General features: G+C 43.4%; 14 protein-coding genes and 1 pseudogene. 10 read left to right on the top strand and 5 right to left on the bottom strand.

The annotated features are described in order from the left end of the window. Window positions 1-308 precede the first annotated feature (308 nt). Together PBV53_RS07975 and PBV53_RS07970 are read right to left on the bottom strand one after the other, a co-directional pair. Window positions 309-1685: pseudogene (locus PBV53_RS07975) on the bottom strand (monomethylamine:corrinoid methyltransferase). A 17-nt stretch (window positions 1686-1702) separates the two neighbouring features. Further along, window positions 1703-2356, bottom strand: coding sequence for a methyltransferase cognate corrinoid protein (locus PBV53_RS07970; protein ID WP_270096629.1), 654 nt, complete (start codon window positions 2354-2356; stop codon window positions 1703-1705). A gap of 163 nt (window positions 2357-2519) precedes the next feature. Here PBV53_RS07970 and PBV53_RS07965 point away from each other — a divergent pair, with 163 nt between their 5' ends. The 7 genes from PBV53_RS07965 to PBV53_RS07935 all read left to right on the top strand — a co-directional run bounded on the left by PBV53_RS07965 (window position 2520) and on the right by PBV53_RS07935 (window position 8533). After that, window positions 2520-2930 (top strand): helix-turn-helix domain-containing protein, encoded by a 411-nt coding sequence (locus PBV53_RS07965; protein ID WP_270096628.1) that lies wholly within the window; start codon window positions 2520-2522, stop codon window positions 2928-2930. A 352-nt stretch (window positions 2931-3282) separates the two neighbouring features. After that, entirely contained in the window at window positions 3283-4158 is an 876-nt protein-coding gene (locus tag PBV53_RS07960; protein ID WP_270096627.1) for a damage-control phosphatase ARMT1 family protein, read from the top strand. A gap of 129 nt (window positions 4159-4287) precedes the next feature. Further along, window positions 4288-4476 (top strand): CooT family nickel-binding protein, encoded by a 189-nt coding sequence (locus PBV53_RS07955; RefSeq protein WP_250867935.1) that lies wholly within the window; start codon window positions 4288-4290, stop codon window positions 4474-4476. Between the two features lie 143 nt (window positions 4477-4619). Continuing rightward, window positions 4620-5627: a type II glyceraldehyde-3-phosphate dehydrogenase gene (locus PBV53_RS07950; RefSeq protein WP_270096626.1), complete on the top strand. Its 1008-nt coding sequence runs from the start codon at window positions 4620-4622 to the stop codon at window positions 5625-5627. 22 nt (window positions 5628-5649) lie between these two features. Continuing rightward, window positions 5650-6450 carry a bifunctional fructose-bisphosphatase/inositol-phosphate phosphatase gene (locus tag PBV53_RS07945; protein ID WP_270096625.1) on the top strand — a complete coding sequence of 267 codons (801 nt, stop codon included), beginning with the start codon at window positions 5650-5652 and terminating at the stop codon, window positions 6448-6450. Between the two features lie 4 nt (window positions 6451-6454). After that, entirely contained in the window at window positions 6455-7291 is an 837-nt protein-coding gene (locus PBV53_RS07940; protein ID WP_270096624.1) for an NAD(+)/NADH kinase, read from the top strand. A 72-nt stretch (window positions 7292-7363) separates the two neighbouring features. After that, on the top strand, window positions 7364-8533 hold the full coding sequence (locus PBV53_RS07935; RefSeq protein WP_270096623.1) for a homocitrate synthase family protein: 1170 nt from the start codon (window positions 7364-7366) through the stop codon (window positions 8531-8533). Window positions 8534-8612: 79 nt separating this feature from the next. On the opposite strand, the gene PBV53_RS07930 is transcribed toward PBV53_RS07935, so the two are convergent. From PBV53_RS07930 to PBV53_RS07920, 3 genes are all read right to left on the bottom strand, one after another. Beyond that, complete coding sequence (locus PBV53_RS07930) at window positions 8613-9164, bottom strand: TIGR00288 family NYN domain-containing protein (protein WP_270096622.1); 552 nt, start codon at window positions 9162-9164, stop codon at window positions 8613-8615. A gap of 210 nt (window positions 9165-9374) precedes the next feature. After that, window positions 9375-9797, bottom strand: coding sequence for a hypothetical protein (locus PBV53_RS07925; protein ID WP_270096621.1), 423 nt, complete (start codon window positions 9795-9797; stop codon window positions 9375-9377). Next, window positions 9794-10672 carry a rhomboid family intramembrane serine protease gene (locus PBV53_RS07920; protein ID WP_270096620.1) on the bottom strand — a complete coding sequence of 293 codons (879 nt, stop codon included), beginning with the start codon at window positions 10670-10672 and terminating at the stop codon, window positions 9794-9796. The genes PBV53_RS07925 and PBV53_RS07920 overlap by 4 nt, the downstream gene beginning before the upstream one ends. A gap of 395 nt (window positions 10673-11067) precedes the next feature. On the opposite strand from PBV53_RS07920, the gene cdhA reads away from it, so the two are divergent. Genes cdhA through cdhC form a run of 3 tightly spaced genes read left to right on the top strand, consistent with a single transcriptional unit; the run spans window position 11068 to window position 15461 of the window. Further along, window positions 11068-13482, top strand: coding sequence for a CO dehydrogenase/acetyl-CoA synthase complex subunit alpha (gene cdhA, locus PBV53_RS07915; protein ID WP_270096619.1), 2415 nt, complete (start codon window positions 11068-11070; stop codon window positions 13480-13482). 2 nt (window positions 13483-13484) lie between these two features. Continuing rightward, a complete protein-coding gene (cdhB, locus tag PBV53_RS07910) occupies window positions 13485-14000 on the top strand; it encodes a CO dehydrogenase/acetyl-CoA synthase complex subunit epsilon (protein ID WP_270096618.1) in 516 nt (171 codons plus the stop codon). A gap of 48 nt (window positions 14001-14048) precedes the next feature. Continuing rightward, entirely contained in the window at window positions 14049-15461 is a 1413-nt protein-coding gene (cdhC, locus tag PBV53_RS07905; RefSeq protein ID WP_270096617.1) for a CO dehydrogenase/CO-methylating acetyl-CoA synthase complex subunit beta, read from the top strand. The last annotated feature ends 9 nt before the right edge of the window (window positions 15462-15470 follow it).

Here is a 15470-nt window from a genome sequence, read left to right as displayed (position 1 = left end):
GGCCTGGGGGTCTTCACAGCATTTGAAAACTATGTTTAAGCCTTGTAGTACTTATGAGTTGTTTGTTAGCCTTTGTAGGTCATGTGTGGCTTCTGTATTGCCAGTAGGCTGTATGCAGTAGGATAGGATGCAATGTTGTCCTTGTAATAATCATAGGATGAGTGTAATTTCTGTAGGAATTGAATGTCGTATAAAATCCTTGCAGTAATATATAGGTGCTTTATGTGGTACCTATATGATAAAATAATCAAAAAAGAAAAGAATGCCAGCACATAGGCTGGCAAAAGATATTTTGTAATGTTTTGATCTTAGAATGTAAGACCGAATTCTTCGAGTTTCCTTCTTGCGCCTTCGTACACTTTGACATACTCGTCGGTTGGTGTAACGGTTGCAACGTCATAGCATTCCTGGAATGTCTTTCCTTCAGGAGCGTTTGCGTAGTTGCCTTCGTAGGAGCTGACGATGTTGTTAACAACAGCGTTCACGGAATCGATGTCCATACCTGCTGTTGCGCGTGCGACTTCTCCCATCATCCTTGCTTCCATACCGGTTGTCTTGTCAGTGATGACACCCTTTGCTGCTGCGACACCTGAGAGGATCTCACGGCCGGATGATGTGTCAGTTACGGACTGTGCTGCTGCTTCGAGGAGGCACATTTCGGTACATGGACCTGCACATGGATAGTACTGGTTACCTGTCATAAGGTCTGTGAACTCACTGAGAGTTGCACATGCCCATCCAGCGATCTGGAGGGTTTCTCTGGTGTTGGTGGATCCCCATCTGATGTGGACAGGACCATCAAGGTGCCAGCTTGCACTGCTCATTACCATGGAGTTAAGGCTGGTTGCAATGTCTACAATGGTTGTTTCCTCAATACCGCCAGCGTATCCGCCGAAGATAGGCATCTGTTCATCCATGATTATGTCGCTGTTACCCTTGTAGTGTGCGATAACTGCGATTGCATCGAGGTCGATCTTAAGCTCGTTGAGCTGTGATACTTCGTGGCTGTCACTTGTCATCTGACCACCGACACAGTCGGAAGCGATATTTCCCTGAGCTGACAGAGAAGTCTCAGGTCCCTAAACAGCCATACCAGGTCTGCCAGCCATTGATGCTGCGTTCCTGATGAGCCTTGTTTCGGACTTTGCTGCGAGGATCTCGTATGGGCTGCCTGGTATAGGTGGCTTACCACGGACTGTCATCATGACACCGTTAACAATTGTGTCTACTTCCTTCTCGAGTGCATAGCTCATGTGAATTGGCATGAACATATCTTCGGAAATTGGTGAACCGGTTGGACCGCCTTGTACTATAGGCTTTCTCTTGTCGCCTACTTCTCTCTTCTTCATCTGTACTGAGTCTCTGCCGGTACCGAGCTGGAATGCTGGCATTGGGTTGTTGATAGCGTCCCAGATCTCGTCCTCTGTGTATTTGACGATCCTCTTTGTGTCTGTGCAGTAGATACCACAGTCTAAGAGCATGTCGAAACCTGCCTTGAATAGTCTCTCCATCTGGTCCTTGTCGGTTGGAACGGTCTCGGTACCAAAGTCAAGGTTGTATTTCTGCTTGAGTTCCATTGCCTTCATTGGAATGGTCATCAGATCCCAGTCATCCTGGGTACATTTCTCGCCTTTCTGTGCTCGGTCGTAGAAGTCAAAGCAAGTAACTGATTTTGTAAATGTCATTCTCTGTTCCCCCAATATTATGCCATAAGTTCAAGTGCTACTCTTGCTGCTTCTGCTGCATTTTCGGCTGTACCGTCTGCACCGCATTCTGCGATCCATGCATCTGTGACTGGTGCGCCACCGAACATGATCTTAACAGAGTCCCTGAGGTTCTCTTCTTCGAGTAACCTTACTACATCTTTCTGGCCAAGCATTGATGTTGTCATCAGTGCGGAACCGACAAGGAGCATTTTCTTACCCTTGTTCTTTGCAATTGCTTCTACTACATCCTCGTTTGGAATATCTGTTCCAAGGTCAAGGATCTCAAAGCCGTTTGCACCGAGCATTGTTGTAACAAGGCGGTGACCGATATCGTGAATATCTCCTTCCTGTACGAAAGTTACTGCCATGCCTACACCCTCATCGTCGCCTTTCTCTTCTGCGAGAATTGGCTCAAGGATCTCCATTGCAGCCTTCATTGCCTTTGCAGACATCATGATCTGTGGAAGGTAGATAGTTGCTGCTTCGAAGTTGTCGCCTACGACCTTCATTCCTGGTGCAAGTGCTTCATTGATAATGTCGAATGCAGTAATTCCTGCATCAAGTGCTTCCTGTGTTATTACAGGGCAGCCGTTAATATCCTGATTTACTATTGCGTTTTTGAGCTTGTCAAAAATTTCTTGATTTCCCATTTTCATCACCTTTATTATATCAATCTTGCAGCCCGCTCGTATTGTTTCAACGCGACCGGTCGTTTGTCCTGCTTAATTGCAAATATTCCTTGATGATACTCGTATATAAGCATTTGCAGAACCAAACTAAACTATTTATACTTTTAAATCATTAACGGCTGCCATGGTAAAAACCGAAATGTATCCTATTCAACAAAAGTTGACTTACGAAGAACTAAATAAAAGAATTAGGTATATCGAGATCCTTATTAAAATACTTGATCGACTATATTTTGTCCGGTACCGGTATAATGGTGATTCTGTCGAAGAAGCTGCAAGGAAGGTCGGGGTGACAAAAAGAGTTGCATACATATGGCAAAAAAGATGGAACCGCGATGGATATTCTGGTCTATTACCACGTTATGCAGGTGGTCGACCTTCCAAGTTAACGGATGATCAGAAGGGTGATCTCAAATTCTATCTAAAGATGCAAGGGAACTGGACGACTGCACGTGTCAAAGAGCTTATCAAAGAGAAATTTGGTGTCGAATATTCTCTAAAACAAGTTAGAGTTATTATGAAGGGACTGGATTAAAAGGCTATTTAGTTTGGTTCGAAATGTATATTTTCGGTAATTTTGCGTACTTAATGCAATGTAATGGTTTTATTATACGAAATGCTTATCTACTAGGTAACGGAAAAGGCAAACCTCCCTATTCATCCTCATTTTTATTTTCCTTTAAGGTAAATTTTTCAATAAATTTTTAGACATTGCTTACTGTACCTTGGATATAATTTATCGAATAAATGGTGCTTTTCTACTAAAGTTGGGGCACATAGGGCACATTTCGTTAAATTTATTTATGGTGCGTCTGTTTGGTATGACAATCTGATCTCTGGTCAGTTCCAATAACCATATGTTCACTATAATTAGAAGGATCAAAACAATGAAAATGGATGCTAGATGTACATATTGCCTTCTTTCGAGAGTTCACTACGAAGCAAAACTTTCCACAAACGATGATGAACTTATTCACAAGACAATGCTTGCGGGCATCGATGTTCTCAAAGATACTTACGTCCCTGGTGTTCCGGCAGGTGTAGTCTCAACAGCTATCCACAGAAAAGCATATGAAGTGCTCAATGATGATGATCCTTATCTCGATCTTAAGATATTAAGCAATGAGATAGCTGAAAAGGTCTATCCTTATGCTCATTCTCTTGTTCACGAAGGCGAGCCTTCTGACTTGGATATGTTCAGAAGAGCAGTGCTTGCATCCGTAATCGGCAATTTCTTCGATTTCGGTATAATGGGATTCGATGTGGGGGAGGATGTCTTTGACAGGACCTTTGCAGATATATATCGTAAAGGACTTGATGTGGATAATACTCCTGAGATGTTTGATCTGCTTGACAATGTTGTCTATGTTGTCGACAACTGCGGGGAGATAATCCTCGATACACTGGTCTTAGATATTATCCGAAAGGTCGGCGGTAAGATCACTCTCGTAGTAAGGGGTGCTCCTATGCTTACAGATGTGACCATGGATGATGTAAGAAAATACGAGCTTGATAAGAAGGTCGACCGTGTCCTGACCACCGGCTGCAATGCAGTAGGTGTAAGTTTTGAGGAAGCACCACCGGAGTTCATTGAAGCCCTTGAGGATGCAAGTCTGATCATAAGCAAAGGAATGGCTAACTATGAAACAATGTCCGAAAGGTCATTTGGTCCCATAGCATACCTCCTCCGTACAAAATGTGAAGCGGTTGCTGAGGATATGGGGCTTGAAATGGGTTATTCCGTAGCAAAGCTTGTCAGATGAGCTAAATTGATGTGAAAGTAGTTATCTATCATAAGAACATAGTAAAAGTATTTAGGGCAAGTTTGGTTTAGATAGAATTCCCCTAAAGGGTATTTCATAAAACAGAATGCCATAAAAACAGGTGTATATATGTGCGAACTTAATGTGATCGTAATAAAAGGCGATGAAAAGGAACTGGTGATGGAGTCCGTCACAAAAATGTTGGTCGATGGAGATTCCATCGAACTGACTGGTATATTCGGGGAAAAGACGATAATCTTTGGTACTATAAAAGAGATCGACTTCTCAAAAGGGGAAACTATAATTATTGGAAACTGAATTAACAGGACATGCCTATCACAAGTGGTCTGCAGGATTAATTCCTGCCATTTATTTGATCGTGATTCAGCATTACAGATGTTTATAATTACAATATTTTATACAATACTTATTTGTCAAATCCAGGATGGAAGGTGCATTAAATGACAAAAGTTAAAGTTGCAATAAACGGATATGGAACTATAGGGAAAAGAGTGGCAGATGCTGTAGCACTTCAGGATGATATGGAGCTCATCGGTGTTGCAAAGACCCGTCCTAACTTTGAGACCGTAATGGCAAAGGATAAAGGGTTCAATGTCTATACCCTCGCAGACAGGGTAGGGGCTATGGAAAAGGAAGGCATCGAGGTCTCCGGCACTGTCGAGGAAATGATCGAGGCAGCGGATCTCGTAGTTGACTGTACTCCAGGGAAGGTCGGTGCTACTAACAAGGACCTTTATGAGAAGGCAGGCATCAAGGCCATCTGGCAGGGCGGCGAATCCCATGCGCTTACAGGTTGTTCATTCAATGCCGAGACCAATTATGAGGAAGCTCTTGGAAAGGACTTTGTCAGGGTAGTTTCCTGTAATACCACTGGTCTTTGCCGTGTCCTATCACCACTCGATAAGGAATTTGAGATCAAAAAAGCACGCGTGACCCTTCTTAGAAGGGCTGCTGATCCTGGGGATATTAAGACCGGTCCTATCAATGCGATCGTTCCAAACCCCATCAAGCTTCCATCCCACCATGGTCCTGATGTAAAGACCGTTATTCCGAACCTCGATATTGCAACTACTGCTGTAAAACTTCCTACAACACTCATGCACCTGCATACTGTTAACCTTGAGCTTGAAAAGGAATGCACTGCTGAAGATGTTGAGAGTGTCCTTGCAGAACAGAGCCGTATAAGGTTCGTGGGGCAGGGTATCACATCCACAGCAGAGATAATGGAGCTCGCAAAGGACCTTGGCAGGCCAAGGGGCGACATGTGGGAGAACTGCATCTGGAATGAATCCATAACGATGTATGAGGGAGAACTTTATTTCTTCCAGGCAATCCACCAGGAATCAGATGTAATTCCTGAGAATGTCGATGCAATTCGTGCAATGATGGAACTTGAATCTGATGCATCAAGGTCCATAGAGATAACAAATAAAACAATGGGCATCTGATGCCCCTAATTTTCTTTTGATCATGTCGGTCTCTCAACAAATGCTGGAATTCTGTGATCTTCTTGCGGAGTCTGCATCAAATGCAATTTCCGATCTTGTGGGCACTGAAGAAGCATTCCGGACCGTATATGTCGGAGCTGATGGAACCGACACTAAACTGATAGATGATGTTTCTGAGAAAGCCATCATTGAAATTTTAAAAGCCGATGGCCGTTCGATCCGTTTATTGAGTGAAGAGCTGGGTGAGGTTGTGTTCGGTGATGATCCGGAGTTCACCATAATACTGGACCCGCTTGACGGAACGTACAATGTTGCCAACGATATACCTGTTTATGGTATTTCCATTGCTATTGGCACTCCAGACCTATCTTCTACCTATTTCGGATATGTGAGAAATCTTGCGAACGGAGATACGTTCTATGCGGAATCCGGAGAAGGTGCATATTTCAATGGTAAAATAATCTCTCATTCCAAATGTTCTTCTTTAAATGATTTCTGTGTAAGCCTCTATGGGTATCGCAAAAATGTGGAGAGGACGGTGGATCTGTGTAAGAACGTTCGGAGGATCAGGATATTTGGCAGCGTTTCACTGGAATTATGCTATGTGGCATCCGGAAGACTGGATGCTTTTGTGGATGTCCGTGGTTCTCTTCGTCTTGTTGATGTTGCAGCTGGTAAGTTGATAATCGAAGAATCGGGTGGTATCGTCACTGATGGGGATGGAAATGCTCTCAAATTGAAAGATAGTGTGATAAACCCTGTATATATGATAGCATCGAACGGCTGTGCTCATTCAGACATATTAAAGCTTGTGAAGAGGTGAATAGATGACCATCAGGAAGATCGGGATCGTATCAAGATGTGACCACGCGGATGCACTTGATATGGTCAGCAGGATCGTTGATACTTTCAGTTCGAAAGTGGAAATCGCATTATCCCCCAATACAGCCCTCCCTTTAAAGTTTGAAGGCGTGGAGATAATACCTGTTGAGCTGATGAGGCAAAATGGTGTTGAGCTACTTATCTCCGTTGGCGGAGATGGTACTGTTCTTCGAAATATTGCTCGTATGGAGGACCCTCTTCCGATACTTGGAATTAATATGGGTACGGTGGGTTTTCTTGTGGAGGTCAATCCGTCCGAAGCAATAAGTACCATTGAGGAAGTCCTTGAAGGTTTCAAATATTCCGAACGTTCCAGGTTGGCTATTGATCTTAATGGGGAGGCCATTCCTGCTGCGACCAATGAGGTTGTGCTAACAACCGCAAGACCTGCAAAGATACTGACTTTCAGAATAACCATAGATGATCAAAAAGCAGAAGAGATGCGTGCAGATGGTGTTGTTATCGCAACTCCTACCGGCTCCACTGCTTATGCTATGAGCGCAGGTGGTCCTCTGGTAGATCCTGCAGTGAATGCGACATTGATCGTCCCGCTTGCACCATTTAAATTATCAGCAAGGCCCCGGGTAGTTCCTGCAAGCAGTATTATCAAAGTAGAGATGATCGTACCGGAGAAGAAAGCTGCACTTGTTGTTGATGGACAGTATACGCACACAATTCAGAAAAATGATGTGGTAACACTGACAATGTCAGATATGCCTGCCAGATTTGTGGAGATATCTGCAAGTGGATTTTATGAAAGGGTACAGAACAAGCTTAGATAATTGGATATATTGGAGACAAAACCTACATATTTATATAGTGTCCTTTCAAACACTCGAATAGGAATCAATATCATGGCAAATACTGATTATTCTAAAAATGAACTAATGAACTTCATTGATCAGAGTCCTCTTAATATCGAGATATGTGATGTTACATTAAGGGATGGCGAACAAACCCCTGGTGTTGCTTTTACAAGAGATGAAAAGATCGACCTTGCTCTTGAACTTGATTCGATCGGCGTTGAGGTCATTGAAGCTGGTTTTCCAGTAGTCTCGACTTCGGAGAAAGATATCGTCAAGGAGATCAGCAATTTGGGTCTTGATGCCAACATCTGCTGCCTTGCACGCTCTGTCATAGATGATGTCGATGCAGCTATCGATTGTGATGTTGATATTGTCAGCATTTTCATTGCTATGTCAGATCTTCATTTAAAGTTCAAATACCACAAAAGTTGTGCTGATGTTTTCAGTTGTGCTATGGGTGCCATCGAACATGCAAAGGACCACGGTCTCAAGGTAAGATTTGCCGCTGAAGATGCCACAAGGACGAACATTGAGACCCTCAAAAGGGCCTTTCTGGCAGCAGAAGATTATCATGTGGACTATGTGAGCATTGCTGATACCATTGGTATATTGAGCCCTGCTACAACACACTACCTTGTTAGTGAGGTCAAGAAGGTCGTTAATACGCCTATATGTATCCACTGTCACAATGATCTTGGGATGGCTACTGCAAATACGTTGGTTGCTGCTGAGGCTGGTGCAAAGCAATTGCATACAACTATTAATGGCATCGGCGAGCGTGCAGGTAATGCATCTCTTGAGGAACTGCTGGTGGCATTGAGGGTGCAGCATGGTATTGAAACGTATGATACGACCAAATTGAACAGTATTTCCAGGAAACTTGAAAAATATTCAGGTCTTCCCACAGCTGTGAATAAAGCTGTTGTTGGGAAGCATGCGTTCACGCATGAATCTGGTATCCATGTAATGGCAATTCTTGAAGAGCCAAGGACATATGAGCTTTTCACTCCTGAAATGGTCGGTGGGAAGCGCAACCTCGTTGTTGGCAAGCATACTGGCAAAAAAGCTTTGAAAGGCATTGTAAATGACCTTGGCTATGAGCTTGACCAAGATGAGCTATGCGCATTGATATCCAAGGTAAAGAACTGTACTGAGGTCAAAAAAGGTCTTTCGAAAGAAAGGCTCGAAGAAATGATCCGCAATGTGCGTTCACATTAATATTCAGGCAAGGATCTTACGATCTTAAATCATATTGATATAAAACGAGATCTGCATGTTATCATGCAGAATTTTCAGTTTATTTATGAACGTTTGAAGAAGCTTTTTGTATTCTTTTTTTTTCAGCTACTTCTTCTTCATTGTAGTTCATCTGGTTGTTCTCAAGTATGATTACATAATCTGCTGAATTTCGAAGTGCTGTTGAGAATCCGGGTTCTACCCCAAATAATATGGTCTCTTTTCCATGCTCATTGGCTTTGTTCAGAAGAGGTTTAAAATCAGCATCCCTTGTGACAAGCGCGATCGTATCGATCGTTGGGTTGTATACAAGCTCCATTCCTTCTACTGCGAGACGCACATCGACATCACTGGAGCAGATGATAGGTTCGAATCCATTATTCTCAATAGCTTCTACAAGTTTGTCTGATGCATACTGGTTCAGGAATACTCTCCCGATCTTCACGTTGCCGTATTCTTTTAGTACATCACGTATCTCTTCAAGGTTGACGTTGAATTCCTTGCGTAATACATTCGGACCATCGACCAAAAGACCAATACTCCTTCTGCCGGTTTCCTTCTTTGTACTAAGATATTTTACAATGGAACTAAATCCGGTTTTAACGTTCTGCATGTTTCCCTCGGCCATTTCTTAGAATAATTATATAGATCCACATCCAATCGTTTATATTTGTTCTTTAAATATATAAATACTAATCTAATAGGATCATTCTTAATAATTCTATATGATCGGATGTAATTAGATGGTCAACTCCCCTGAGTTACTTCCTAATGAAGAAATGAGGGTATGCTATATATATATATATATTGTTTCTGATCACTTTTAAAGGATATCTGCCATAGCGATCCTTTTAGCACGGACCGTTATCGGGGCCTCTGCAAGCAAAAAACAATTATGTATTTTCTTACCCTGTTTTTTCCGTGTGTAACGAACCTCTCCACCGTAAAGAAGGTGGTCATTCAGGATATCTTCAAATTGTATCCTCTCCTCAGGTTTTAGTTCAATAACACTGATCCCATCGAGGAACCAGTTATAGACCTTGAGGAGGAATACTTCTCTGACCCTTTTGAAATTTACAGGATCATATTCTGATGCCTTATCCAGATATATGGTCCTTTTCAGTTCAGGTGCCCATCCTGCGATCTTTTCTTCCATCTCTATGAACTGGATGGGTATCTCTTCCCCGGTTTCAGGTCGTGGACGGTAATTTGCAAGACGGGACCTTTTATCTTTCAGGCAGATCACCTTCGAAAACTGTAGTAATTTCGATTGCGCTGTTCAATCGTTTTTTTGAGCCTATAGCCCATGAAAACTCCTACCAGGACTCCACTAAGGTGGGCTGTGTGGGCTACCATATCGTTTGCATTCAACAACATAAAGTCAAGAAGTACGAACAGTACGAGTGCATATTTTATTTTCATCGGAATGAAATATACATATACTTCCATCTCAGGTGCTAGCACAGTAAGTGCTGCAAATACTCCCATGATCGCGCCGCTGGCTCCTACGATCGGGTAACCGGCTGTACTGGTCATCGAATATCCAAGTGCTGCAACGATTCCTGATATGAAGTAAACATATATGAAAAGGTCTTTTCCTATGCGTTTTTCAAGTTCCCTGCCAAAGAAGAACAAAACCAGCATATTGAAGAACAGGTGTCCGAAACTGGCATGGAGGAACATGTGTGTGATAAGTGTCCATGGTCTTGCCAGCATCAGGCCCGGAACTAACTGGAACGCCGCTGCGTAGCTCGGTATGGCTTCCAGGAAGAATGAAATGATGCAAATGAAGATAATAGCCATTGAAGGACTTGTCTTTATTGATGAACGTGTTTTGCGGGCGGCTTGTGATGCAGCTCCTTTTGCTGCGGTCTTTGCCGCTTCTTTCATCATGTTCTTCACGAGTTCATTCATATTAGTATCGGATGTTTGCCCTGAGCTTCCGTGGCCACTGCGGTGATTATTATCAGCATATTCCTTATATTGTCCACTATCCCTGTCAAGTCCTGTACATGCATGTCTTTCAGGAAGTCGGTGATCGGAACAGTATGTCTTTCCACAAAAGCGGCAGGTGAACATTGTAGATTCCTGTTTGCCACATATCCAGCATTTATTGTCCAAGTTATCCTCCCAAACACTATATTGGAGTGTATTCATTAAGTTAATATCCGCTATCTGATAAAATGATTTCCAACAATTCTTTAATGATGCTTCTATAATATGCTATACTTCTACATTCCAATATTTCTATAATTCCTATCAAGCTTATGGGTTTATATTCAACATGAAATTATTTGATGCTTCTATTTTTTTAACGGCGTAAACAAACCAAACAATTTGTATAGTATAATCATGACAAATAGCCAAAATGTTTATATATTGGTTTTGCATATTACATCCAACAGTCCAAAGACTGACATATGTTTATAACGTTTTATTCAATTCGTAACGTCTCGGAAAATAGCTTAATATTACAGTCTAACTATGAGAAGTTCGATTCAGGAGGCCATAAAAATATGAGTGAGCTAACTACAGGTAAATTTTCAATGGCTATCAGCGACCTTGAAAATGTTCAGATCACTATCAATAACATTGTAGGTGCTATTGAAAAAGAAGCAGATGAAATTGATGTTGAGATGGGGCCAACGGTCAAGCCCGGAGTTTCATCACTAAGGGATTGGGATCATAATATCCTTGAAAGGTATAATCCAGTCTACACTCCAATGTGTGACCAGTGTTGTTACTGTACCTTTGGACCATGTGACCTTAGCGGTAACAAAGAGGGTGCATGTGGTATTGACCTGGCAGGGCACAATGCACGTGAGTTCATGCTCCGTGTGATCACAGGAGCGGCAGCGCATTCTGGACACGGAAGACATCTTCTTCACCATTTGATCGGCCTTTATGGTAAGGACCATCCACTTGATGTTGGTGCTACTAATATTATAGCTCCAAATGTCCAGCTTGTCACAGGTGTCAGTCCAAAGACACTCGGGGATCTTGATTCTGTTCTCAGCTATGTCGAAGAGCAGATCACACAGCTGCTTGCAGCTGTCCATGTAGGTCAGGAAGGAGCATCAATTGACTTTGAGTCAAAGGCACTTCATGGCGGTATGATCGATCATGTTGGTATGGAGATCTCTGATATTGCACAGATATCCTGTCTCGACTTCCCTAAATCGGATGACGAGGCACCACTTGCAGACATTGGTATGGGATGTCTCGATGCTTCAAAGCCTACTTTGATAGTCATTGGGCACAACGTTGCAGCAGTTACTGATATCATTGATTATATGGAAGAAAAGGGCCTTAACGATAAGATCGAGCTTGGTGGGCTTTGTTGTACCGCCCTCGATATGACTCGTTACAAGACCGGCGACAGAACTCTTCCAAGGGCAAAGGTCGTTGGTACTCTTGCAAAAGAACTTAAGACCATCCGATCAGGTATCCCTGATGTTATCATTGTCGATGAACAGTGCATAAGGGCCGATGTCCTCAAAGAGGCAAGTAAGCTCATGATACCGGTCATTACGACCAATGATAAGGTCATGTATGGACTTAAGGATCGCTCCAATGATAGTATTGAGGACATACTCGAAGACCTTACTACCGGAAAGGAAAAAGGCGCTTTGATGTTTGATTACGTGAAGCTTGGAGAACTTGCACCTCGTCTTACCATGATGATGTCCGAGATCAGGAAGCAGAAAGGCATCAAGGCACTTCCGACAGATGAAGAGCTCAAGGAGCTTGCAGACAAGTGTGTCCACTGTCTCAAATGTGAAGTTGCATGTCCTAATAGCCTGCCTATCAGCGAAGCAATGACCGCTCTGAGCGAAGGTGACCTCTCGAATTTCGAGGTGCTGCACGATCAATGTATCGCATGTGGCCGTTGTGAATTTGCATGTCCAAAGGATATCGATATTGTCAATGTTATAGAAAAGTCCTCACAGCGTGTTATAAGCGAAGAGGTTGGAAAGGTTCGTGTCGGTAGAGGACCTATCAGTGACCCAGAGATCAGGGAAGAAGGTGTCAACCTCGTTCTCGGAACAACTCCGGGTATTGTTGCACTGGTCGGATGTTCCAACTATCCGGATGGTACGAGAGACCTTTTCACAATTGCAGATGAGATGCTCAGAAGGAGTTACATAGTTGTGGTCTCAGGTTGTTCTGCAATGGACCTTGGTATGTACAAGGGCGAAGACGGAATGACCCTTTATGAGAAGTATCCTGCAAGGTTCAAGAGTGGAGGCTTGCTTAACACAGGTTCATGTGTCTCGAATGCACATATTACAGGTGCTGTCATTAAGGTCGCATCTATCTTTGCACAGAAGAATATCTCTGGAAACTACGAAGAAATTGCAGATTACACCCTCAATCGTGTTGGTGCTGTTGGTGTTGCATGGGGTGCATATTCCCAGAAGGCAGCATCCATCGGAACAGGCTGCTCAAGGCTTGGTATTCCGGTCATTCTCGGTCCACATGGCTCTAAGTACCGCAGGGCACTTATTGCAAAGCCATACGAGGAAGATAAGTGGTCAGTTTATGATGCAAGGAATGGCAGCAAAATGCAGATCCCTGCCGCGCCTGACTATCTGCTTACAACCGCAGAGACAGTTGAGGAAATGATGCCTATGCTTGCAAAGAGCTGTATCCGTCCAAGTGACAACAACATGGGCAGGATGATCAAGCTGACGCATTACATAGAGCTCAGTCAGAAATATCTTGGTATCATGCCGGAGGACTGGTACAAGTTCGTTAGGACAGAAACCGATCTTCCTCTTGCAAAGCGTGAGAAACTGCTTAAGATACTGGAAAAGGAGCATGGTTGGGAGATCGACTGGAAGAGGAAGAAGATCCTTTCAGGACCAGCAATGAAATCCGATGTTTCAGCACAGCCAACAAACCTCAAGAGACTTTGTAAGGAGGCTTAATCATGGTTGATGTTATTAAGAATACTCAGATACACTGCACATACGGTTGCAAGAGCTCAAAGGCAGTGCAGCCAGATGTTGCCGGAAAGATGATATCAAAGGCAAAGCGTCCTTTGTTCATCGTGGGATCCCAAATACTCAAGGATGAAGAATTGTTGAAGCGTTCCATCGAGATCGCAAAGAAAGCAGATCTGCCGGTAGCTGCTACCGGTCACTCTATGAGTGGTCTTGTCGATCAGGGCATTAATGCAAAATACATAAATGTCCATGCACTGGCAACTTATCTTTGCGATCCTAACTGGACCGGTCTTGATGGTAGTGGCCAGTATGATACTATTGTCGTACTGGGGCATTTTAAATACTATATCGACCAGGTACTTTCCGGCCTGAAAAGCTTTTCAAAAATTAAGTCGATCGCGATCGAAAGAGAGTATATACAGAACGCGACTATGTCCTTTGGGAACATAACTCCTGCTGTACATATTGAAGCGCTGGATGAACTGATCGATAACTTATGATTTGATACATTATCACGAATACTTAGATTATATTACGGAGGACAAAATATGGCAGACGAATATCCTTTCGAGATCTCACCGATGTTCGAAGGGGAGAGGATTAGGAAAGACGGCATGCATGTCGAACTCTCAGGACCGAAATCTAAAGGTTATGAGCTTGTAAGAGCTACTCCAATGGACGAGATCGAGGACGGTAAGTTCACACTTATCGGCCCCGATCTTTCTGAAATGGAAGAAGGTTCAAGACATCCGTTCGCAATGATCTACAAGATCGCAGGAGAACTTGTGGAAGAGGACCTTGAGTCAATTGTAGAACGTAGGAATCACGATTTCCAGAACTACATTCAGGGCTTAATGCATTTGAACCAGCGCTATGATGTATGGATCCGTGTCAGCAAGGATGCTGTGGCAAAAGGTCTTACTTCCTTTGAGCCGATCGCCCAGGCCGTTATGATGCTGTTCAAGAACGAGCTTCCATTCATAGAGAAGGTCGAAGCTGTCTACATAACCGATCTTGCTGAGATCGAGAAAGAGATGGACAATGTAAAGGCCATCTACAAGTCAAGGGATGACAGAACACGTGACCTCCATGATGAGGATGTTGATACCTTCTACGGCTGTACCCTCTGTCAGTCATTTGCACCTTCCAACGTTTGTGTGATCACACCGGACAGGATATCACTCTGTGGTGCTATCAACTGGTTCGATGGTCGTGCAGCTGCAAAGGTGGATCCTGAAGGTCCACAGTTCGCTATTCCTAAAGGTGATACGATCGATGCAGTAGCTGGTGAGTATTCCGGTGTTAACGACCTTGCAAAATCACTTTCAAGCGGTGAATATGATCGCATCAATCTTCACTCTTTCTTTGATTACCCACACACATCATGTGGCTGTTTCGAGGTAGTAGGTTTCTACATACCGGAAGTCGATGGTATTGGATGGGTTGACAGGGATTATGCAGGCGTTGCACCGAACGGTCTTCCATTCTCTACAATGGCAGGTCAGACCGGTGGCGGAAAGCAGGTAGTTGGTTTCCTTGGTATTGGTATCAATTATTTCAGATCTCCAAAGTTCATCCAGTCCGATGGTGGCTGGGACCGTGTCGTATGGATGCCAAAGCATCTGAAAGACCGGGTATTGGCTGATATTCCAGCTGATATCGCAGAAAAGGTTGCAACCGAAGAAGATGCTGCAGATCTTGATTCCCTCAAGAACTTCCTTACTGAGAAGGATCATCCTATCGTTCAGAGATGGGAAGAGGAAGCTGAGGACGAACCAGAAGATGAAGAAGAAGTTCAGGAGACAGCAAAGTTCGCGGCACCTCCAATGATGCAGAACGCTATGCCAATGCAGGGTATGCCAATGATGATGCCATCTTCATCAGGTACCGGTGGCATTAAGATCATTCTTAAGAATGCAAAAGTAAGCATTGAGAAAGTGATCATCCAGAAAAAGGAGTAAACGAGGTTT

Source organism: Methanococcoides alaskense, from assembly GCF_027594145.1.
In the GTDB taxonomy this organism is placed as follows: Archaea; Halobacteriota; Methanosarcinia; order Methanosarcinales; family Methanosarcinaceae; genus Methanococcoides; species Methanococcoides alaskense.
Note: the sequence above shows the minus strand (reverse complement) of the source record. Positions and strands in the feature narration are given on the sequence as shown.

What these genes read in the sequence shown, in the direction of transcription:
- PBV53_RS07970 (WP_270096629.1), bottom strand. Translation starts at nt 2,356, where the DNA reads ATGGGAAATCAAGAAATTTTTGACAAGCTCAAAAACGCAATAGTAAAT.
- PBV53_RS07965 (WP_270096628.1), top strand. Translation starts at nt 2,520, where the DNA reads ATGGTAAAAACCGAAATGTATCCTATTCAACAAAAGTTGACTTACGAA.
- PBV53_RS07960 (WP_270096627.1), top strand. Translation starts at nt 3,283, where the DNA reads ATGAAAATGGATGCTAGATGTACATATTGCCTTCTTTCGAGAGTTCAC.
- PBV53_RS07955 (WP_250867935.1), top strand. Translation starts at nt 4,288, where the DNA reads ATGTGCGAACTTAATGTGATCGTAATAAAAGGCGATGAAAAGGAACTG.
- PBV53_RS07950 (WP_270096626.1), top strand. Translation starts at nt 4,620, where the DNA reads ATGACAAAAGTTAAAGTTGCAATAAACGGATATGGAACTATAGGGAAA.
- PBV53_RS07945 (WP_270096625.1), top strand. Translation starts at nt 5,650, where the DNA reads ATGTCGGTCTCTCAACAAATGCTGGAATTCTGTGATCTTCTTGCGGAG.
- PBV53_RS07940 (WP_270096624.1), top strand. Translation starts at nt 6,455, where the DNA reads ATGACCATCAGGAAGATCGGGATCGTATCAAGATGTGACCACGCGGAT.
- PBV53_RS07935 (WP_270096623.1), top strand. Translation starts at nt 7,364, where the DNA reads ATGGCAAATACTGATTATTCTAAAAATGAACTAATGAACTTCATTGAT.
- PBV53_RS07930 (WP_270096622.1), bottom strand. Translation starts at nt 9,164, where the DNA reads ATGCAGAACGTTAAAACCGGATTTAGTTCCATTGTAAAATATCTTAGT.
- cdhA (WP_270096619.1), top strand. Translation starts at nt 11,068, where the DNA reads ATGAGTGAGCTAACTACAGGTAAATTTTCAATGGCTATCAGCGACCTT.
- cdhB (WP_270096618.1), top strand. Translation starts at nt 13,485, where the DNA reads ATGGTTGATGTTATTAAGAATACTCAGATACACTGCACATACGGTTGC.
- cdhC (WP_270096617.1), top strand. Translation starts at nt 14,049, where the DNA reads ATGGCAGACGAATATCCTTTCGAGATCTCACCGATGTTCGAAGGGGAG.